The organism is Micromonospora sp. NPDC085948 (assembly GCF_040686315.1).
Classification (GTDB): Bacteria; Actinomycetota; Actinomycetes; order Mycobacteriales; family Micromonosporaceae; genus Micromonospora.
Window position 1 is genome coordinate 251,582 of sequence record NZ_JBFBJW010000006.1, and the last position, 19,242, is coordinate 270,823.

Genomic DNA, 19,242 nt, shown 5'->3' on the forward strand with positions numbered 1-19,242 from the left:
CACTCACGACGGTGGGTGTGCGACCGGGCGACGGCGGGTTACCGACGGGCGTGGCGCAGCAGGAGGACGCCGTCCTCGGCGGCGAGCACGTGCCGCAGGGTGAGCTGGCGCGGCGGCGCGGGTTCTCCCGCGCTGATCCGGCCCGGTCCGGGACCCGCCAGCAGCGGCGCGACGGTGAGGCACAGCTCGTCCACCAGATCGGCATCGGTGAGCGCGCCGAACAGGTGCGGGCCGCCCTCGCAGAGCAGTTGGGTCAGCCCGCGTCGGTGCAGTTCGGCGAGACCGGCGGCCAGGTCGACCCGCTCGGTGCCGCTGCGCAGCAGGTCGGCGACGTCGGTCAGGCCGGGCGGCGGCTCGACGTCGGCGTGGGTGAGCACGATCGGCCGGGTCGGGGCGTCGGCGAAGGCGGCCTGCGTCGGATCCAGGTCCAGCGAGCCGGAGACGACCACGAGCGTGGGGTACTCGGCCAGCCCGTGCTCGCGTCGCCAGGCGCGGCGGCGCTCGTCGAGGCGGACCGCGCGGTACCCCTCGTGGCGCAGCGTGCCGGCGGCCACCACCAGCGCGTCGCAGAGCATCCGCAGCAGCCCGAACACCCGTTTGTCCGGCTGCCCGGAGAGCCCGGCGGAGTAGTCGTCCACGGTGACCGCGCCGTCCAGGCTGGTGACGAAGTTGACCCGCAGTCTCGGCTCGTCCGCGCGGCCGTAGAGCGTGGTCAGCGCGGCGTCGTCGAGGGGCTGCGTCGACGGCTCGGGCCAGAGCCGTCGGATCGGAATTCCGACGCTCATTCGCCGGCCGGACCGGTGACGGGAGGGGTCGGTTCGGCGGTACGGTGCTGGCAGTCGCACCAGTTCCGGCCCGGGCAGTCGTCGTGTCGCCGGGCCCGGCACGCTCGGCAGATCATGCTCGCAGCCTAAGCCGCGGGAGGACAGGACAGCATGCCGCGTCAGATCTTCCAGCTGAAGATGTCCCTCGCCGGTGTCCGCCCGCCGGTGTGGCGACGGGTGCTCGTGCCGGCCGGCTACACGCTGGACCGGTTGCACCGGGTGGTGCAGCACGCGATGGGTTGGCGTGACTGCCGCCTGCACTCGTTCGAGATCGACGCGATGCAGTACGGCGAACCCGACCCGGACGGGGAGTTGGCGCTGCACGACGAGCTGGACGCGCGGTTGGACTCGGTGCTCGGCAAGGGCAGCCGGTTCTCCTACACCTACGACTTCGGCGACTGGTGGGAGCACGACCTGGTCGTGGAGGACGCGCTGACCGCGGACCCGGACGAGCGGTACCCGGTCTGCCTGGACGGCGAGCGGGCCTGTCCGCCGGAGGGTGTCGGCGGGCCGTCGGGCTACCAGGCCCTTCTGGTCGCGTTGGCCGACGAGGACGACCCGATCGGGCCGATCGATCCGCGGCACGCGACGCTGCGCGACTGGGCGGGGTCCACCTTCGACCCGGCCCGGTTCGACCCGGACCGGGCCACCACCCTGCTGCGCCGCTTCTGCTGAAAATCCCCGCAGGCTGGGCGGAGTTCCGAGCCCGGGAGCGGTAACGATCTGGGAACGCTCCCAACGTCCTATTGACACCCCCGTTACCTGTCGGCAATCTCATGGGAGCGCTCCCGGAGGTGGCACGGGTCACTCACACACCCTGGCGTGGCGCGATGAGCACCCCCCACCACACACATCAGCCTCACCACCGGAAAGAGGGGTCAGCGAATGAGTGTCACCACGCGGCGTACCCGCCTGGCGGCCGCTGCCCTGGCCGCGATCACCGCGGTCAGCGGTCTCGCAGCCTGCGGCAACGACGACGACAAGCCGGCGGCCGGCGAGAAGCCGGCCAAGCTGGTCGTCGACACCTTCAGCGAGTTCGGCTACGACGAGCTCGTCAAGCAGTACGAGAAGGACACCGGCATCAAGGTCGAGCTGCGCAAGACCGCGCAGCTCAGCGAGTACCGGCCGAAGCTGGTCCGCTACCTGGCCACCGGCAAGGGCGCGGCGGACGTCACCGCCCTGGAAGAGGGCATCCTCAACGAGTTCAAGACCAACCCGAAGAACTGGGCCGACCTCAACCCCTTGATCGCCGACCACTCCAAGGAGTTCCTGCCCTGGAAGTGGGAGCTGGGCAAGGCGCAGGACGGTCGGCTGATCGGCCTCCCGACCGACGTCGGCAGCCTCGCCGTCTGCTACCGCAAGGACCTGTTCCAGGCCGCCGGTCTGCCCTCCGAGCGCGACCAGGTGTCGGCGCTCTGGCCGGACTGGAAGGGCTTCCACGACGCCGGCCTGAAGTACAAGCAGGGCAGCGGGGGCAAGGCGTTCGTCGACTCGATCACCGCCGTCTCCAACGGTGTGATGTTCCAGGGCAACGGTGACCTGTTCTACGACAAGGAAAACAACATCATCGCGGACACCAGCCCCGCGGTGAAGAACGCCTGGGACACCGCCACCTCGATGGCGGACATCTCCGCCAAGGCGCAGACCTGGTCGCCGGAGTGGTCGGGTGGCTTCAAGCAGGGCACCTTCGCGGTCACCTTCTGCCCGTCCTGGATGCTCGGCATCGTGTCGGACAACTCCGGTGCGGCCAACAAGGGCAAGTGGGATGTCGCGGCCGTTCCGGGCGGCGGCGGCAACTGGGGCGGCTCGTGGCTCGCGGTTCCGGAGCAGAGCAAGTACCCGAAGGAGGCGGCGAAGCTCGCCGAGTACCTGACCAACGCGAAGAGCCAGGTGGACGCCTTCAAGCTCAAGGGCCCGCTGCCGACCAACCTGGAGGCGCTGAAGAACGAGGCGTTCCTCAGCTACACCAACGAGTACTTCAGCAACGCGCCGACCGGCAAGATCTTCGGGGAGAGCGTCGCCAAGATCCAGCCGACCTACCTGGGTCCGAAGCACCAGGCGGTGAAGGAGAACGCGTTCGAGCCGGCCCTGCGGGCGTTCGAGAACGGGCGGGCCGACAAGGCGAAGGCCTGGGAGCAGTTCACGAAGGACGCCAAGACTCAGGGCGCTTTCTGAGTGATCCCCTGCCGGTGGCGTTCGGGGCTTCCCGGACGCCACCGGCCGGTCCCCTCCGCGTAGCGCCCTGCGCGAGGGCCCCCGGGCCTCGCCGGAAAAGGAAATTCGCATGAGCCTGTCGGCCACGACGGCACCGCCGTCGCCAGCAGCACCGCCTTCTCGCGACGTCTCTTCCCGACGTAGCCGGGCAAGGTTACTCAACCGTCTCGATGTCAAGTACTCGCCCTACCTCTACATCGCCCCGTTCTTCCTGATCTTCGGCGTGTTCGGGTTGTACCCGATGCTGCGTACCGTCTGGATGTCCCTGCACGACTGGGACATGATCGGCGACCACTCGTTCATCGGCTTCGACAACTACACCCGGCTCGTGTCCGACGAGTACTTCTGGAACGCGCTGGTCAACACGTTGGGCATCTTCGCCCTGTCGACCATCCCGCAGTTGTTGCTCGCCCTCTTCCTGGCGAACCTGCTCAACCGGACCTTCCTGCGCGCCAAGACCTTCTTCCGGATGGCCATCTTCGTGCCGAACGTGGTGTCGGTGGCCGCGGTCGCGATCGTCTTCGGGATGCTGTTCCAGAAGGAGTTCGGTCTGTTCAACTGGCTGCTCAGCCTCGTCGGTGTCGACGCGGTCGACTGGGACGGGCAGCGGTGGAGTTCCTGGTTCGCCATCTCCACGATGGTCAACTGGCGGTGGACCGGTTACAACACCCTGATCCTGCTCGCCGGCATGCAGGCGATCCCGAAGGACCTCTACGAGGCCGCGGCGATCGACGGCGCGAGCCCGTGGCGGCAGTTCTGGCAGATCACCCTGCCGATGCTCAAGCCCACCTTCATCTTCGTGGTCATCCTCTCCACGATCGGCGGCATGCAGCTCTTCACCGAGCCGCTGCTCTTCGCCAACGGCAACATCCTCGGCGGCGACCAGCGGGAGTTCCAGACGCTGGCCATGTACATGTACGAGATGGGCATCGAGAACCTGAGCACCGCCGGTTACGGAGCCGCGGTCGCCTGGGCGATCTTCATGATCATCGTAGTGGTGTCGCTGTTCAACTTCCTACTCGTCCGCCGCTCGGCGAAGTGAGGAGAGATCGATGACCTCGGCCTCCCAGCGCCTGTGGCGCACAAGTCCGCTGACCTACGTGGCGCTCGTCCTGGCGGCGCTGCTGTCGATCTACCCGTTCTACTACATGCTGGTGATCGCCACTCGCAGCCTCGACCAGATCAACGACGTGCCACCACCGATCACCCCCGCCGGAGCGTTCGGTGACAACTTCCAGCGGGTGCTCGACAACGACGCCGCCAACTTCTTCACCGGCATGATGAACTCGGTCATCGTCTCCTCGGTGGTCACCGTGTCGGTGGTGCTCACCGGTTCGCTGGCCGGGTTCGCCTTCGCCAAGCTGCGCTTCCGGGGCAGCAACGCCCTCCTGCTGACGATCATCGTCACCATGATGATCCCGACCCAGATGGGGCTCATCCCGCTCTGGAGCATGATGCAGGACCTGGGGTGGTACGACACCCTCTACGCGGTCACCGTGCCGTTCCTGGTCACCGGCTTCGGCGTGTTCATGATGCGGCAGTACGCCAGCCAGGCGATCTCCGACGAGCTGATCGAGGCCGGTCGGGTCGACGGGGCGAGCACGTTCCGGATCTACTGGAGCATCGTGCTGCCCGCACTGCGCCCCGCCGCCGGCGTCCTCGGTCTGCTGACCTTCATGGAGACCTGGAACTCGTTCATCTGGCCGTACGCCATCCTCACCCCGGAGAACCCGACCCTCCAGGTCTCGCTCTCCTTCCTGTCGTACGCCTACTACACCGACTACTCCCAGGTGTTCGCCGCCACGGCGATCGGCACCATCCCCCTGGTAATCGTCTTTCTCGTGTTCGGCCGCCAGATCATCGGCGGGATCATGGAAGGTGCCGTCAAGTCGTGAGCAACCCCGCCAGCCCCAACGCCGTCGACGTCCTCGACGAGCGCCCCGGGCTGACCTTCCCACCCGGTTTCCTGTGGGGGGCCGCGACCGCGGCATACCAGATCGAGGGGGCGGCGGCCGAGGACGGCCGTACCCCGTCGATCTGGGACACCTTCAGCCACACCGACGGTCGGGTCCTCCTCGGGCACACCGGCGACGTCGCGTGCGACCACTACCACCGGCTCGGCGACGACGTCGCCCTGATGGCCGAGCTGGGCCTCAAGTCGTACCGTTTCTCGGTCTCCTGGTCCCGGGTGCAGCCCGGCGGCGTCGGCGCGGCCAACCCGCAGGGGTTGGACTTCTACCGCCGGCTGGTCGACGAGCTGCTGGCCAACGGCATCGAGCCGTGGCTGACCCTCTACCACTGGGACCTGCCGCAGCCGCTGGAGGACGCCGGCGGCTGGCCGGCCCGGGACACCGCGGCCCGCTTCGCCGACTACACGACACTGGTGGCCGACGCGCTCGGCGACCGGGTGCGCTACTGGACCACGCTGAACGAGCCGTGGTGCTCGGCGTTCCTCGGCTACGGCGCCGGTGTGCACGCCCCCGGCCGCACCGACGGTGCGGCCGCGGTGCGCGCCGGGCACCACCTGATGCTCGGACACGGCCTGTCCGTGCAGGCGCTGCGGGCCGCCCGGCCGACCGCCGAGGTGGGCGTGACGGTCAACCTCTACCCGGTCGACCCGGCCACCGACGCCCCGGCGGACGTGGACGCCGCCCGCCGGATCGACGGGTTGGCCAACCGGTTCTTCCTCGACCCGCTGCTGCGGGGGTCGTACCCGGAGGACCTGGTGGCCGACCTGCGCACGGTGACCGACTTCGGCCACGTGCACGACGGCGACCTGGCGACCATCGCCACGCCGCTGGACCTGGTCGGGGTCAACTACTACAGCCGGCACGTGGTCGCCGCGGCGGCCGAGGGCGCCGCGATCGACCCGGCCCCGTCGTGCTGGCCGGGCAGCGAGGACGTCCGGTTCGTCACCCGTGGCGTACCGGTCACCGACATGGGCTGGGAGATCGACGCCCCGGGCCTGGCCGAGACGCTGCGTCGGGTGCACGGCTACACCGACCTGCCGCTGTACGTCACCGAGAACGGTTCCGCGTTCGTCGACTCGGTGGTCGACGGGCAGGTCGACGACGTCGACAGGTTGGCCTTCTTCGACGCCCACCTGCGCGCCGCGCACGAGGCGATCGACGACGGAGTTCCCCTGCGGGGATACTTCGCCTGGTCGTTGATGGATAATTTCGAATGGGCCTGGGGTTACACGAAGCGGTTCGGCATGATCCACGTCGACTACGACAGCCAGGTCCGCACCCCCAAGTCCAGCGCCAAGTGGTACGCCTCGGTGATCCGGCGCAACGGTCTGGCCGCACAATAGGCTCGGGCCAGCCATCAGGACGGCCCTGGCGTCCACCTCTCGCAGGTGGCGCCGGGTCCGCCCGCCGTCGGAGGAGCAGACGATGACAACGCAGCGCACCCGGTCACTCGGGCGTCCGACCCTCGATGCGGTCGCGGCACGCGCCGGTGTCGGTCGCGGCACGGTCTCCCGCGTCGTCAACGGCTCGCCGCAGGTCAGTCCGGAGGCCCGGGCCGCGGTCCAACAGGCCATCGCCGAGCTGGGGTACGTGCCGAACCGAGCCGCCCGCGCGCTCGTCACCCAGCGGACCGACTCCGTCGCGCTCGTGGTGTCCGAGTCCGGTGAGCGGGTCTTCACCGAGCCGTTCTTCGCCGCGATCGTCCGGGGGATCAGCTCCGGCCTGCTGGAGACGCCGATGCAGCTCTGGCTGGCCATGGCGCAGTCGCCGGTGGAGCGGGAGCGGGTCGAGCACCACCTGACCAACCAGCACGTCGACGGCGTACTGCTGCTGTCGTTGCACGACTCCGACCCCCTGCCGACGCTGCTGGAGGAGCGCGGCCTGCCCGCGGTGCTCGGTGGCCGGCCCGCCCGGATGCTGCAACCGGGCGCCCAGCCGGCCTGGTTCGTCGACGTGGACAACGTTGGCGGGGCCCGGCAGGCGGTCGAGTACCTGGCGAGGCAGGGGCGTCGTCGCATCGCCACCATCGCCGGCACCCAGGACATGGGCGTGGGCCTGGCCCGCCTGGCCGGCTACACCGAGGCCGTGAAGGCCACCGGGGCCGGCGTCAACCCCGACCTGATCGCGTACGGCGACTTCAGCGAGGGCAGCGGCGCGTCCGCCATGCGCCGGCTGTTGGACGTCTGCCCGGACCTGGACGCGGTCTTCGTCGCGTCCGACCTGATGGCGTTCGGCGCGCTGCGTACGCTGCGGGAGGCCGGCCGGCGGGTGCCGGAGGACGTCGCGGTGATCGGCTTCGACGACGCGACGATCGCCCTCCGGGCGGACCCGCCGCTGACCACGGTCTTCCAACCGGTGGAGGAGATGGGCCGACAGATGGCCCGCCTGCTGGTGGCCCGGATCCGCGGCGAGGACCTCCCGGCCACGCACCTCCTCCTGGACACCCACCTGATCCACCGCGCCAGCGCCTGACCCACCCACCTCCGCGCGCCCTCCGCCCTGCGCTCCGCGCTGCCCTCGGCCCTGCGCTCCGCGCGCCCTCGGCGCTGCCCTCCGCGCGCCCTCCGCGCTGCCCTGCGTGCGCCCTCCGCGCTGCCCTGCGTGCGCCCTCCGCGCTGCCCTGCGCGTTGATCATGAGGTTGGCGGGCACAAATCACCCGAACCGCCCGGTCAACCTCATGATCACCCGCCGCAATGCCCAAGATCGTGCTCGATCCTGGTTGTAGTGGTGATCCTGGAGGCGGAGGCCACTACATCCCGGATGTAGCGCGATCTTGCCCGTGGGGCGTGATCTTGCCCGTGTGGGCGCGATCTTGCCCGTGGGGCGCGGTCGCGGGCGTGGTCGTGCCCGTGGGGCGCGGTCTTGCCCGTGCGCGGTCTTGCCCGTGCGCGGTTTTGCCTGTGGGGCGACCCCGGCAGCGCGGCGCGGTGCGATGTGGCGTGGTGTGCGTGGTCAGGTGGGGGCTACGAGGTCCAGCGGCGGATTTCGCGCTTGGCCAGGGAGTTGCGGTGGACCTCGTCGGGGCCGTCGGCCAGGCGTAGGGTGCGGGTCTGCGCCCAGAGGGCGGCCAGCGGAGTGTCCTGGCTGACGCCGGCGCCGCCGTACCCCTGGATGGCCTTGTCGATCACCCACTCCGCCATCGCCGGGGTGCCGATCTTGATGGCCTGGATCTCGGAGTGCGCGCCCTTGTTGCCGACGGTGTCCATCAGCCAGGCCGTCTTCAACACCAGCAGCCGGGCCTGCTCGATACGCACCCGCGACTCGGCGATCCACTCCCGGACGACGCCCTGCTCGGCGAGGGGCCGGCCGAACGCGACCCGCTCGAGCGCCCGCTTGCAGAGCAGCTCCAACGCCCGCTCAGCCATTCCGATCAATCGCATGCAGTGGTGGATCCGGCCCGGGCCGAGCCGGGCCTGGGCGATGGCGAAGCCGGTGCCCTCGGCGCCGATCAGATTGTCCGCCGGCACCCGGACGTCGGTGAAGTCGATCTCGGCGTGCCCGCCGTGGGATCCGTCGGTGTAGCCGAAGACGGTCATGCCCCGGCGCACGTGCACCCCGGGGGTGTCCCGGGGGACCAGCACCATGCTCTGCTGGCGGTGCCGATCGGCGTCGGGATCGGTCTTGCCCATCACGATGAAGATCTCGCAGCGCGGGTCCATCGCGCCGGACGACCACCACTTGCGGCCGTTGATGACGTACTCGTCGCCGTCCCGGGTGATCGAGGTGGCGATGTTTGTGGCGTCGGAGGAGGCGACGTCCGGTTCGGTCATGCAGAACGCGGAGCGGATCTCGCCCTCCAGCAGCGGCATCAGCCACCGTTTCTGCTGCGCCTCCGAGCCGAACTCGGCCAGCAGCTCCATGTTGCCGGTGTCCGGTGCCGCGCAGTTCACCGCCTCCGGCGCCAGGTGCGGGCTGCGGCCGGTCAACTCGGCGAGCGGCGCGTACTGGAGGTTGGTCAGGCCGGCGCCGTAGCGCGGGTCGGGCAGGAACAGGTTCCACAGGCCGCGCTTACGGGCCTCCGCCTTCAGCTCGGCCAGGACCGGGGTACGCGACCACGGGTCACCGGCGGCCACCTGCTCGGCGTGCACCGCCTCGGCCGGGTAGACGTGCTCGGTCAGGAACCGGGTCAGCTCGTCGCGCAGCTCCTCGGTCCGGCTGTCGTATGAGAAGTCCATCACCGCTCCCTGGCAGCGGTCAGTCCGTGCGCGACCAGCGGTGCCACCATCTCGCCGATCCGGTCGAAGCCCTCGCCGAGCGTCTGCCCGAGCGTGTGGCGGTAGTGGATGCCCTCGCAGATCACCGCAAGCTTGAAACAGCCGAGCGCCACGTGCCAGTGCAGCGGCCCGACGTCCACGTCGCTGCGCCCGGCGTACCTGTCGATCAGCTCGCCGCCGGTCGGGAAGCCGGCGCGCGGGCCGAGCCCGTCGGCGACCGGGTTGCCCTCGGCCGTGTCGCTGCCACCGAGCACGTCCCAGTACGTCAGGAGCAGCCCCAGGTCGGCGAGCGGGTCACCGAGGGTGGCCATCTCCCAGTCGAGGACGGCGTGCACGGCCACCGGGTCGGCCGAGGCGAGGAGGTTGTCCAGCCGGTAGTCGCCGTGCACGATCCGGCCGGCGTTCGCGCCCTCCGGGGCGGTCGCCGCGAGCAGGTCACGCAGCTCGTCGATGCCGGGCAGTTCCCGGCTGCGCGAGCGGTCGAGTTGCCCGCCCCAGCGGCGGACCTGCCGGGCCAGGTAGCCCTCCGGGCGGCCGAAGTCGCCCAGCCCGACCGTGGCCGGCTCGACGCTGTGCAGCGCGGCGAGCGTGTCCATCATCGCCATGGCGAGATCCCGGCGTCGGTCGTCGCCGAGCGGGTCGGTCTGCGCGCGGGTGCGGAACACCTCGCCGGGCATCCGCTCCATCAGGTAGAAGGGCGCGCCGATCACCTCGGGGTCGGTGCAGAGCAGCAGCGCGCCCGGGACCGGCACCTCGGTCGGCGCCAGCGCCGAGATGACCCGGAACTCGCGGGCCATGTCGTGCGCGGTCGCCAGCACGTGCCCCAGCGGAGGGCGGCGCAGCACGACCTCCCGGTCGCCGACGCGCAGCAGGTAGGTGAGGTTGGACTTGCCCCCCGCGATCAGGTCGGCCCGCAGCGGCCCGACCGCCAGCTCGGGTCGGTGTGCGGCGAGGTAGCCGGCGAGCCGGTCCAGGGACAGCCCGGCGGGGGAGGCGGGAACGGTGCCCGGTCGCGGCGCACTGACGGCCGGATCACTCATCCGACTAGTTGATGGCAGCTCGCTCACGTTGTCAAGGTCAGAATTTCCCCTCGGGACATGCCTCTGCAACAGGGACGAAATGGTCAACCGGCAGGCTGTGACGCAGCCTGCCGGACGCTTGTCGCCGGCCCGCCGAGCGGAGGGACAGACATGTTGCTGCGAGTTCGGGTCACCCTGCCGGACCGTCCGGGCACGCTCGGCCAGGTCGCCCGCACGCTGGGCGTCTCCGGCGCGGACATCGTCCAGGTGGTGGTCCTCGAACGACTCGGCGGACGCGCGGTGGACGACTTCACCGTCGTCTGGCCGGGTGCCGCCCGGGTGGAGCGGCTGCTGGCTGGTCTCGCGGCGATTCCTGGTGTGCGGGTGGACGGTGTGTGGCGGGCGATCGGCGCGCCCACCACCACCGGCCAGGACGCGGAGTTGTTGGCCCAGGTCGCGGCTAACCCGGCCGACGGGCTGGCCACCCTCGTCGACGCGGTTCCCGGGCTGCTGGCGGCGGACTGGGCCGTCGCCGCCGTGGTGCCTGTCGACTGGGCCTCCCGGACCGGGGGCGGCGGGGCGACGGTGGGGCACGCGAGCTGGCGTACCCCGGTGCCTCTGCGGTTGCCGGAGGTGACGCCGCTGCGCGGTCGGTCGATGACCACGCCCGACGGCACCCACCACGCGATCGCGCCGTTCGGCCGGGCGGGCCTGGTGCTGGTGGTGGCCCGGGAGTACAGCGACACCCTCTGCGCCGCCAACTTCCACAGCACCGAGGTCGACCGGCTCACCCAACTGGTCCGGGCCAGCGCGGTGATCCTCGGCGACCGGCTGGACCTGGTCGGCGCGCCGCCGGTGGTCGCCGGCCCCTGACCGGCCGGGGAGTTCCCGGGCACGACACCACCGGGCAATCGGGCGGCAACAGCCGGCGACGAGGCTCAGCGGTGAGGAAGGGAGCCAACCATGACGTTGTGGCGGATCCGAGCGACGGTGGACGACCGACCGGGCTACCTGTCGGTGCTCACGGCCAGCCTCGCGCTGCGTGGGGTCAACATCCTCACCGTGCAGGTGCAACCCACCGAGCAGGGCGCGGTGGACGACTTCCTGGTCGACGCGCCGGACGCGCTCGACGAGGCCCAGCTGATCGCCGCCGTCGAGCGCGGTCGGGGCCGGGACTGCTGGGTGGCGCGCAGCGAGGCGCGCGGCCTGGCCGACCAGCCCACCCGGGTGCTCGGGCTGGCCAACCGGCTGGTGCGCGACCCGGACGCCACGGGCGAGGCGTTGCAGACCCTGCTCGGCGCCGACTCGGTCACCTGGCGACCCGCGTCGACAGGCATCGACCGGGGGATCGCCGGCGCCACCATGACGCTGGCCGACCCGGCGGGCGGCTCGTTCGCGCTGCGCCGGGCCGCGCCCGCCTTCACCCCGGCGGAGTACGCCCGGGCGCAGGCCCTGGTCGAGTTGGCCGCCACCGTGGCGCGTCGGGCCGCGGAACAGGTCACCCTGGTGCTGCCCGACGGGGCCGAGGTGGCCGTCCGGCCGGGCTGCGCGCACGACCTGTCCGGCCTCGTCGAGCTGCACGAGACGTGCTCACCACGTAGTCGGCAGCGGCGTTACCTGGGCGGGGGGCTGCTGCCGCAGCCGGCCCGACTGCGCCGGCTGCTGGAGCCGGGGCGCGGGTTGACGCTTGTCGCCACGACCACCGGTCCCGACGGTGCGGCGGGGTCGGTGGTCGCCATGGCCAACCTGCTCGGCGAGGGCGACGAGGCCGAGGTGGCGCTGCTGGTGCGCGACGACTGGCAGCGGCGGGGGCTCGGCTCGGCGTTGCTGCGCCGCGTGGTCCGGCACGCCGACGCGGCCGGGTACGCGGCGTTGGTGCTGCACGTCCAGGCGGAGAACACCCCGATGCTGCGGACGCTGCGCCGGCTGGACCGGCCCAGCTCGGTGGAGCGCGACGGCGCGCTGCTCACCCTCACCGTTCCGCTCGCCGTCCGCGCTGCGGCGGAGAGGACGGGCACGGTGCTGACGCCTGGGGCGTAGCGAGGGTCCCGGTCACCGCCGGGGCGGTTCGCGGCGGCCCGAGACGCAGAACCGGTTGCCCTCCGGGTCGGCCAGCACCACGTACGGCGGTTCGGTCGGGTGCGGCTCGGCGGGATAATGCCGCCAGTCGACGATCCGGGCACCGAGGGCGAGCAGCCGGTCGAGTTCCTCGTCGAGGGGTCGGTCGCCGGCGTCCAGATCGAGGTGGAGTCGGGGGAACTCCGGCACGGGACTTTCGCTGAGGTCCATCGCGAGGGCCAGGCCCGACACCCCTGGCGGCGGATCCAGCACGATCCACTCGTCGCCGGTGAAGCGGGGCTCGCGGCGACGGTAGCCGAGGGCCGCGGCCCAGAACGTTCCTGCCCGCTCGGCGTCGGACACGCCCACAGACAGCTGCGCGATCAATGCCATCTCGCGACGGTACGCGCCGACGAGGGCCCTTGCGCGACCGGCCGCCGGAGCGAGGTCCGGGGCCGGTCGCGGGCGTTCGTCGGTCAGCTGGTGAAGGTGATTCGGTCGCGACGGCGACGCATCATCAGCAGGGCGCCACCGCCGATCAGGGCGATCCCACCGAGTGCGAGGCTGGTGACGGCCACGCCGGTGAGCGGGAGACTGCCCCCGTTGTCGCCGCCGCCCGCGCCTCCCGGGGTCGACGCTGGACCGCCGACGGCCGCCGACTCTGACGGCGGGACCGACTCCGACGGCGGGACCGAAGTCGACGGCGGGACCGAGCCCGTCGGCGTCGACGTGGCGGGGGCGGTCGGCGTGGGCGAGCCGGTGGTGGGCGTCGGCGTCGGGGACTGGGTGGTCGGCGTCGGGGTCGGCGACGCGGTGGTGCCGGCGCCGGCGCACGTGTGGCTGAGGTTGAACCTCTCGCCCTCGCCGCTGACGAGCGCGCTGCCGCTGGTCAACGTCCATCCCGCCGGGGTGAAGAGATAGGCGTGCTTCACCTGCTTGTCGCCGCCGCCGTTGGCGGACAGGAAATCGGTGTAGGGATCCGCGGGGTTCGGCACGGTCACCGTCACCGAGACGCCGGCTGGGTCCTTGAAGGTCAGAGTCAGGCTCTGGAAGTCACCGGCCCGCTTGGTGGGCAGCACGAAGTGCCAGCCGTCCTGATTGGTGGGTCGCGTGCCGAACTTGGGGTCCTGGCACTCCTGCTGGAACGTCCCCGCCGTCGCGCCGGCGTGCGCGGGGTTGAGGGGAACGACGCTCGACGCCCAGACCGGGGAGGCGATGGCGAGAACGGCCGTGGCGGCGGCGGTGGAGACAGCCGCGCGCGTCAGGCGCCGACGCAGTGGCATGAGTATTCCTCCGGTATTGGTCGAGGGGGCCGCTCATGATCCCATCTCGGGGGCCTGCCGACGGCATCACTCGACCGGTCTGAGCTGGGCGACGTCTCGGTCGGGAAGTGCCTGCCGGGTCGGTGTTTCCTGCTGCCGTGCGCGTGTCGTCGTAACACCCGCGCGCGCGGTGGCGCTGGCGGTGCAGTGCGGGCTTCCCAATCGGTGACGGGCGCATTACATTGTCGGTTATCCATGGGAGCGCTTCCACGGCTTCCGTGGTCACACCGCCACCTCGCTGTCGCCGGTGGCCGTGCCGCCCGTACGCCGTCCCGCGTCGGTGCGACCGCCGGCGGCACCTCCGACAGGAGCCCGCATGCGCCACCTGACCCGGCCGTCCAGCGGCCACCCCGGTCGGTCACCGGTCGCCGACCAGCCTTGGCCCCGGCGCTTGCTGGCCGTCGGCGTCGCGCTGCTCACCGGCGCGTCCCTCGCGGTGACCGCACCGCCGTCCGGTCCCGCCGCCGCCGCGCCGGCCGCGACCTACAACTACGCCGAGGCGCTGCAGAAGTCGTTGCTCTTCTACGAGGCGCAGCAGTCCGGCAAGCTGCCCGACTGGAACCGGGTCTCCTGGCGGGGCGACAGCGCCCTCACCGACGGCGCCGGCGCGGGGCTGGACCTCACCGGTGGCTGGTACGACGCCGGCGACCACGTGAAGTTCGGGTTCCCGATGGCGTTCAGCGCCACCATGCTCGCCTGGGGCGCGGTCGAGTACCGCAGCGGCTACACCTCCTCCGGCCAACTGCCGCACCTGCTCAACAACCTGCGCTTCGTCAACGACTACTTCATCAAGGCGCACCCGTCGGCGAACGTCCTCTACGGCCAGGTCGGCAAGGGCGACGACGACCACAAGTGGTGGGGTCCGGCCGAGGTGATGCAGATGGCGCGTCCCGCGTACAAGATCGATGCGAGTTGTGGCGGCGCGGACCTGGCGGGGGAGACGGCGGCCGCGATGGCCGCGTCCTCGATGGTGTTCCGGCCCACCGACGCGGCCTACGCGGACAAGCTGCTGGGCCACGCCCGGCAGCTCTACACCTTCGCCGACACGGTGCGGAAGTCCTACCACGAGTGCATCACCGACGCGACCAGCTTCTACCGCTCGTGGAGCGGCTGGCAGGACGAGCTGGTCTGGGCCGCCATCTGGCTGCACCGTGCCACCGGCGAGGCGAGTTACCTGGCCAGGGCCGAGAGCGAGTACGACAAGCTCAACACCGAAAACCAGTCCACCACCCGCTCCTACAAGTGGACGATCGCCTGGGACAACAAGCAGTTCGGCGCGTACGTTCTGTTGGCCAACCTGACCGGCAAGCAGAAGTACGTCGACGACGCCAACCGGTGGCTCGACTACTGGACCGTCGGGGTGAACGGGCAACGGGTTCCGTATTCCCCCGGCGGGATGGCGGTGCTCGACTCCTGGGGGGCGCTGCGCTACGCCGCGAACACCTCCTTCGCCGCGCTCGTCTACAGCGACAAGACCACCGACACCACGCGCAAGGCGCGCTACCACGACTTCGCCGTCCGGCAGATCAACTACGCGCTCGGCGACAACCCGCGCAACTCCAGCTACGTCATCGGGTTCGGCGCCAACTCGCCGAAGAACCCGCACCACCGCACCGCGCACGGCTCCTGGTGGGACAGCCAGACCGTGCCCGTGGAGACCCGGCACACCCTCTACGGCGCGCTCGTCGGTGGCCCGTCCTCAGCCAACGACGCGTACAGCGACAGCCGGTCGGACTACGTGATGAACGAGGTGGCCACCGACTACAACGCCGGCTTCACGTCCGCGCTGGTCCGGCTGACCTCCGAGTACGGCGGCACTCCGCTGGCCAACTTCCCGGTCGCCGAGACGCCGGACATCGACGAGTTGACGGTGGAGACCACCGTGGCGCAGGCCGAGCCGCGGGCCACCGGGCTCAAGGTGATGGTCTACAACAAGTCGGCGTTCCCGGCGCGTGCGCTGAGCGACGGGAAGTTCCGGTACTACTTCCGGCCCGACGGCACCGGCCCGGTGCAGGTCACCGCCGGCTACACCCAGGGCTGCCCGTCCCCGACCACGGCCAAGCAGTTCAGCGGCGACATCTGGTACGTGGAGGTCGACTGCACCGGCTACACCATCGCCCCGGCCGGCCAGTCGGCGCACCGGATGGAGGTCCAGTTCAAGATCGGGGTGCCGGAGGGCGGCACCTGGGACCCGACAAACGACCCGTCGTACCAGGCCACCGCCGGCCCCAACCGGAAGGTGCCGCTCTACTCCGGCACGACCCGCGTCTGGGGCGAGGAGCCGGGGCCGGTCGTGCCGGACACCACCGCCCCGACCACGCCGGGTAAGCCCGTCGCGTCCGGCCTCGCGCCCCGCTCGGTCACCCTGACCTGGCCAGCCTCCACCGACAGTGGCGGCAGCGGCCTGGCCGGCTACGACGTCCGCGAGATCCAGGTTGGTGGCGACACGGTGCTGAACCGGCCCGTCACCGGCACCACGCTCACCATCTCGACGCTGCTGCCGGAGCACACGTACGAGTTCGCGGTCATCGCCCGCGACGGCGCGGGCAACAGGTCGGCGGCCTCACCGGTGCTCACCGTGACCACACCGCCGACCGGCTCGGCCGACACGACGGTGCCGAGCACGCCCGGCACCCCGGTCGCGTCGGCGGTCACCGCCACCGGGCTCACCCTGGCCTGGACCCCGTCGACCGACAACGTCGGCGTCACCGGTTACCGGGTCTACCGCGAGGCCGGCGCCACCGACGCGCTTGTCGGCTCGCCGACCGGCACCACCGTGGCGGTGTCCGGGCTGACCGCGTCGACGGCGTACCAGTTCTACGTGGTGGCCGTGGACGCGGCGGGCAACACCTCCGCGGCGTCCGCGCCGGTCGCGGTGACCACCGCGGCCCCGCCGGTCGGCGGGGCCTGCACGGTGGGGTACGCCGTCACCGACTGGAGCCCCGGCTTCACCGCCAGCGTGACGATCACCAACACCGGCACCAGCGCGATCAACGGCTGGACGTTGCGGTTCAGCTTCCCCGGCGGGCAGACCGTCAGCCAGGGCTGGTCGGCGACGGTCAGCCAGACCGGGGCCGCCGTCACCGCCACGGGCCTGTCCTACAACGGGACGATCGCGCCGGGCGCGTCGGTCAACTTCGGCTTCAACGGCGCCCACAGCGGCACCAACCCGAAGCCGACGGCCTTCACCGTCAACAACGTCACCTGCGCCATCGCCTGAGCTGAGTTCCGACGAGATCTTGGACAGTTGTCGTCACGCCGAGACGGTAACTGTCCAAGATCTCGCTCGGGCCGGGGATAACCGGCCGGGATTCCGGGCAAGTCAGCCGCGTGGGGGAGTTGCTGACCGTCGGGCACGGCACAGCCGACCGGGTGCGGCTGGGCGAGCTGCTGACCGGCGCCGGGGTGGCCCTGCTGGTGGACGTGCGGCGATACCCGGCCAGCCGCACCAACCCGGACGTCCACCGCGAGGAACTCGAACGGTGGCTGCCCGAGTACGGGATCGACTACCGCTGGGAGCCGAACCTGGGTGGACGCCGGCACGTCCCGGCCGGCGAGCCGGAGCCGGACACCTGGTGGAAGGTCGCCGCGTTCCGGGCGTACGCCGCGTACACCCGCACGCCGGCGTTCGACGCGGCGCTGACCGGCGTCCTGGCCGACGCTGCCCAACGGAGCACTGCCGTGATGTGCAGCGAGAGCCTCTGGTGGCGCTGTCACCGCCGACTGATCGCCGACGTCGCGACCCTCGGTCGGGCAACACCGGTGGCGCACCTCACGCCGGACGGGCGGCTCAGCACCCACCAACCCGCCGAGGGTGCCCGGCGCCTCCCGAACGGGCACCTGTGCTGGGACGGCTGAGTCACTCCACGAGATCGTCGGCGAGCAGGTCCATCAGCAGGCCGTCGTGCCAGCGCCCGTCGTCGCCGCGCTCGTAGCGGCGCAGCACGCCGACCGGGCGGAAACCGACCTTCGCGTACGCGCGGATCGCGGCGCTGTTCGCCGCGGCCGGGTCGATGGTGAAGCGGTGGTGGCCGTACTCGTCGATCAGGTGCCGGGCCAGGGTGCGGATCGCGTCGACGCCGAGCCCTGCGCCGCGCACCGTCGGGTCGAGGAAGATGTCCATGCTGGCGTGCCGGTAGTCCGGGTCCGGTTCGGCGTGCCACTGGATCGCGCCGATCACCCGGCCGTCGTGCTCGATGGCGTACAGGGCCAGGTCGTCGTCGGCGAGGTCGTCGCGGACCGCCGCGGCGAGGTCGTCGTCGCCACGCCACCAGCGGCGCACCTCCGGCGTGGCCCGGATCGCCGCGAGGGCCGGCACGTCCTCGACCGTCGCCGGTCGCAGGGTCACCGCCCGTCCACGCAGCACCGGCTCAGCCTAGGGTCTCGCCGTGCTCGACGCAGACCGCCGACCAGCCGACCGGCAGCACCTGCACCTTCATCCGGCGGCGGCACCGGTGGCAGAACCGGGGCGGCTCCAACTGGCGGGCCGAGGCGCAACCCGGATGGGCGGCGGTCGTCGCCGACTCACCGCACCTGTCGCACCACACCTCGGTCGTCGTCATCGTCGTCACAGCGTGGCGGAGAGTGCCTTGACCGGCATCTTCAGCTCGTCCAGCAGGTCCAGGTCGGCGGTCGCCGGGCGACCCAGCGTGGTCAGGTAGTTGCCGACGATCACGGCGTTGATGCCGCCGAGCAGGCCGTCCCGCGTGCCCAGGTCACCGAGGGTGATCTCGCGACCACCCGCGTACCGGAGGATGGTGCGGGGCATGGCCAGCCGGAACGCGGCGATGGCCCGCAGCGCGTCCTTGCCCTCCACCACCGGACGGTCGCCGAGCGGCGTGCCCGGCCGGGGGTTGAGGAAGTTGAGGGGCACCTCGTGCGGGGCCAGCTCGGCGAGTTGCGCGGCGAACTCGGCCCGCTGCTCGACGGTCTCGCCGAGGCCGAGGATGCCACCACAGCACACCTCCATGCCGGAGTCGCGCACCATCCGCAGCGTCTCCCAGCGCTCCTCCCAGGAGTGCGTGGTGACCACGTTGGGGAAGTACGACCGGCTGGTCTCCAGGTTGTGGTTGTAGCGGTGTACGCCCATGTCGACCAGCTCGTCGACCTGCTCCTGGGTGAGCATGCCCAGCGAAGCGGCGACCTGGATGTCGACAGCCTCCCGGATGGCGGCGACGCCCTCGCGCATCTGCTTCATGAGCCGGGCGTCCGGGCCACGCACCGCGGCCACGATGCAGAACTCGGTCGCCCCGGTCTTCGCCGTCTGCTTCGCCGCCTCGACAAGGGACGGGATGTCCAGGTAGACCGAGCGCACCGGAGAGGTGAACAGGCCGGACTGGGAGCAGAAGTGGCAGTCCTCCGGGCAGCCGCCGGTCTTCAGCGAGACGATGCCCTCGACCTCGACCTCCGGGCCGCACCACCGCATCCGCACCTCGTGGGCGAGTTGCAGGGCGGCGGGCAGGTGCTCGTCGGGCAGGTTCAGCACGGCGAGGATGCCGGCCTGGTCGAGGCCGACGCCGTCACCCAGCACCTGGGTCCGGGCCTGGTCGAGGATCTCTGGCATGGCTCGTAGCCTACTAGGCCTGGTCCACGCCCCCCGATCAGCCGGAATGGCCGGGCC

18 protein-coding genes are annotated in these 19,242 nt (G+C 71.2%); 10 read left to right on the forward strand and 8 right to left on the reverse strand.

Annotation, left to right across the window (positions count from 1 at the left end; translation table 11 throughout):
• Positions 1-38: 38 nt before the first annotated feature.
• Positions 39-785 (reverse strand): pyrimidine reductase family protein, encoded by a 747-nt coding sequence (locus tag AB0O48_RS18600; RefSeq protein ID WP_357247787.1) that lies wholly within the window; start codon positions 783-785, stop codon positions 39-41.
• 150 nt (positions 786-935) lie between these two features.
• Between AB0O48_RS18600 and AB0O48_RS18605 the strand changes: the two genes are divergently transcribed.
• The 6 genes from AB0O48_RS18605 to AB0O48_RS18630 all read left to right on the forward strand — a co-directional run bounded on the left by AB0O48_RS18605 (position 936) and on the right by AB0O48_RS18630 (position 7,480).
• The gene (locus tag AB0O48_RS18605) at positions 936-1,499 is read left to right on the forward strand and encodes a plasmid pRiA4b ORF-3 family protein (protein WP_357247789.1); all 564 of its coding nucleotides are present in this window, start codon (positions 936-938) and stop codon (positions 1,497-1,499) included.
• A 210-nt stretch (positions 1,500-1,709) separates the two neighbouring features.
• Complete coding sequence (locus AB0O48_RS18610) at positions 1,710-2,999, forward strand: extracellular solute-binding protein (RefSeq protein WP_357247792.1); 1,290 nt, start codon at positions 1,710-1,712, stop codon at positions 2,997-2,999.
• A gap of 109 nt (positions 3,000-3,108) precedes the next feature.
• Complete coding sequence (locus tag AB0O48_RS18615; protein WP_357247795.1) at positions 3,109-4,080, forward strand: sugar ABC transporter permease; 972 nt, start codon at positions 3,109-3,111, stop codon at positions 4,078-4,080.
• A 10-nt stretch (positions 4,081-4,090) separates the two neighbouring features.
• Positions 4,091-4,933: a carbohydrate ABC transporter permease gene (locus AB0O48_RS18620; protein ID WP_357247798.1), complete on the forward strand. Its 843-nt coding sequence runs from the start codon at positions 4,091-4,093 to the stop codon at positions 4,931-4,933.
• Positions 4,930-6,351, forward strand: coding sequence for a GH1 family beta-glucosidase (locus AB0O48_RS18625; protein ID WP_365067016.1), 1,422 nt, complete (start codon positions 4,930-4,932; stop codon positions 6,349-6,351). Before AB0O48_RS18620 ends, AB0O48_RS18625 begins: the two co-directional genes overlap by 4 nt.
• 82 nt (positions 6,352-6,433) lie before the next feature.
• Positions 6,434-7,480: a LacI family DNA-binding transcriptional regulator gene (locus AB0O48_RS18630; protein WP_357247804.1), complete on the forward strand. Its 1,047-nt coding sequence runs from the start codon at positions 6,434-6,436 to the stop codon at positions 7,478-7,480.
• 492 nt (positions 7,481-7,972) lie between these two features.
• On the opposite strand, the gene AB0O48_RS18635 is transcribed toward AB0O48_RS18630, so the two are convergent.
• Entirely contained in the window at positions 7,973-9,184 is a 1,212-nt protein-coding gene (locus AB0O48_RS18635; RefSeq protein ID WP_365067020.1) for an acyl-CoA dehydrogenase family protein, read from the reverse strand.
• Positions 9,184-10,263, reverse strand: a complete 1,080-nt coding sequence (locus AB0O48_RS18640) for a phosphotransferase family protein (RefSeq protein WP_357247810.1) — start codon at positions 10,261-10,263, stop codon at positions 9,184-9,186. The genes AB0O48_RS18635 and AB0O48_RS18640 overlap by 1 nt, the downstream gene beginning before the upstream one ends.
• Positions 10,264-10,413: 150 nt before the next feature.
• Between AB0O48_RS18640 and AB0O48_RS18645 the strand changes: the two genes are divergently transcribed.
• Both AB0O48_RS18645 and AB0O48_RS18650 read left to right on the forward strand, forming a co-directional pair.
• The gene (locus AB0O48_RS18645) at positions 10,414-11,115 is read left to right on the forward strand and encodes an amino acid-binding protein (RefSeq protein ID WP_357247813.1); all 702 of its coding nucleotides are present in this window, start codon (positions 10,414-10,416) and stop codon (positions 11,113-11,115) included.
• 90 nt (positions 11,116-11,205) lie between these two features.
• Positions 11,206-12,282 (forward strand): GNAT family N-acetyltransferase, encoded by a 1,077-nt coding sequence (locus AB0O48_RS18650; protein WP_357570136.1) that lies wholly within the window; start codon positions 11,206-11,208, stop codon positions 12,280-12,282.
• 12 nt (positions 12,283-12,294) lie between these two features.
• Here the strand turns inward: AB0O48_RS18650 and AB0O48_RS18655 are convergent, their stop codons facing one another.
• Entirely contained in the window at positions 12,295-12,693 is a 399-nt protein-coding gene (locus AB0O48_RS18655; protein WP_357570135.1) for a VOC family protein, read from the reverse strand.
• Between the two features lie 83 nt (positions 12,694-12,776).
• A complete protein-coding gene (locus AB0O48_RS18660; RefSeq protein ID WP_357570134.1) occupies positions 12,777-13,583 on the reverse strand; it encodes an LPXTG cell wall anchor domain-containing protein in 807 nt (268 codons plus the stop codon).
• 355 nt (positions 13,584-13,938) lie between these two features.
• On the opposite strand from AB0O48_RS18660, the gene AB0O48_RS18665 reads away from it, so the two are divergent.
• A complete protein-coding gene (locus tag AB0O48_RS18665) occupies positions 13,939-16,842 on the forward strand; it encodes a glycoside hydrolase family 9 protein (protein WP_365067027.1) in 2,904 nt (967 codons plus the stop codon).
• 110 nt (positions 16,843-16,952) lie between these two features.
• Positions 16,953-17,480, forward strand: coding sequence for a DUF488 domain-containing protein (locus AB0O48_RS18670; protein ID WP_357247823.1), 528 nt, complete (start codon positions 16,953-16,955; stop codon positions 17,478-17,480).
• 1 nt (position 17,481) lies between these two features.
• Here the strand turns inward: AB0O48_RS18670 and AB0O48_RS18675 are convergent, their stop codons facing one another.
• From AB0O48_RS18675 to bioB, 3 genes are read right to left on the reverse strand one after another with little or no spacing between them, the layout of a single operon-like run.
• Positions 17,482-17,988 (reverse strand): GNAT family protein, encoded by a 507-nt coding sequence (locus AB0O48_RS18675; RefSeq protein WP_357247826.1) that lies wholly within the window; start codon positions 17,986-17,988, stop codon positions 17,482-17,484.
• Between the two features lie 4 nt (positions 17,989-17,992).
• Positions 17,993-18,184 (reverse strand): hypothetical protein, encoded by a 192-nt coding sequence (locus AB0O48_RS18680; protein ID WP_357247829.1) that lies wholly within the window; start codon positions 18,182-18,184, stop codon positions 17,993-17,995.
• 5 nt (positions 18,185-18,189) lie between these two features.
• A complete protein-coding gene (gene bioB / locus AB0O48_RS18685; RefSeq protein ID WP_357247832.1) occupies positions 18,190-19,185 on the reverse strand; it encodes a biotin synthase BioB in 996 nt (331 codons plus the stop codon).
• Positions 19,186-19,242: the final 57 nt, after the last annotated feature.

Coding starts and splice junctions, on each gene's coding strand:
- AB0O48_RS18600 (WP_357247787.1), bottom strand. CDS start 785: ATGAGCGTCGGAATTCCGATCCGACGGCTCTGGCCCGAGCCGTCGACG.
- AB0O48_RS18605 (WP_357247789.1), top strand. CDS start 936: ATGCCGCGTCAGATCTTCCAGCTGAAGATGTCCCTCGCCGGTGTCCGC.
- AB0O48_RS18610 (WP_357247792.1), top strand. CDS start 1,710: ATGAGTGTCACCACGCGGCGTACCCGCCTGGCGGCCGCTGCCCTGGCC.
- AB0O48_RS18615 (WP_357247795.1), top strand. CDS start 3,109: ATGAGCCTGTCGGCCACGACGGCACCGCCGTCGCCAGCAGCACCGCCT.
- AB0O48_RS18620 (WP_357247798.1), top strand. CDS start 4,091: ATGACCTCGGCCTCCCAGCGCCTGTGGCGCACAAGTCCGCTGACCTAC.
- AB0O48_RS18630 (WP_357247804.1), top strand. CDS start 6,434: ATGACAACGCAGCGCACCCGGTCACTCGGGCGTCCGACCCTCGATGCG.
- AB0O48_RS18635 (WP_365067020.1), bottom strand. CDS start 9,184: ATGGACTTCTCATACGACAGCCGGACCGAGGAGCTGCGCGACGAGCTG.
- AB0O48_RS18640 (WP_357247810.1), bottom strand. CDS start 10,263: ATGAGTGATCCGGCCGTCAGTGCGCCGCGACCGGGCACCGTTCCCGCC.
- AB0O48_RS18645 (WP_357247813.1), top strand. CDS start 10,414: ATGTTGCTGCGAGTTCGGGTCACCCTGCCGGACCGTCCGGGCACGCTC.
- AB0O48_RS18650 (WP_357570136.1), top strand. CDS start 11,206: ATGACGTTGTGGCGGATCCGAGCGACGGTGGACGACCGACCGGGCTAC.
- AB0O48_RS18655 (WP_357570135.1), bottom strand. CDS start 12,693: ATGGCATTGATCGCGCAGCTGTCTGTGGGCGTGTCCGACGCCGAGCGG.
- AB0O48_RS18660 (WP_357570134.1), bottom strand. CDS start 13,583: ATGCCACTGCGTCGGCGCCTGACGCGCGCGGCTGTCTCCACCGCCGCC.
- AB0O48_RS18665 (WP_365067027.1), top strand. CDS start 13,939: ATGCGCCACCTGACCCGGCCGTCCAGCGGCCACCCCGGTCGGTCACCG.
- AB0O48_RS18680 (WP_357247829.1), bottom strand. CDS start 18,184: ATGACGACGACCGAGGTGTGGTGCGACAGGTGCGGTGAGTCGGCGACG.
- bioB (WP_357247832.1), bottom strand. CDS start 19,185: ATGCCAGAGATCCTCGACCAGGCCCGGACCCAGGTGCTGGGTGACGGC.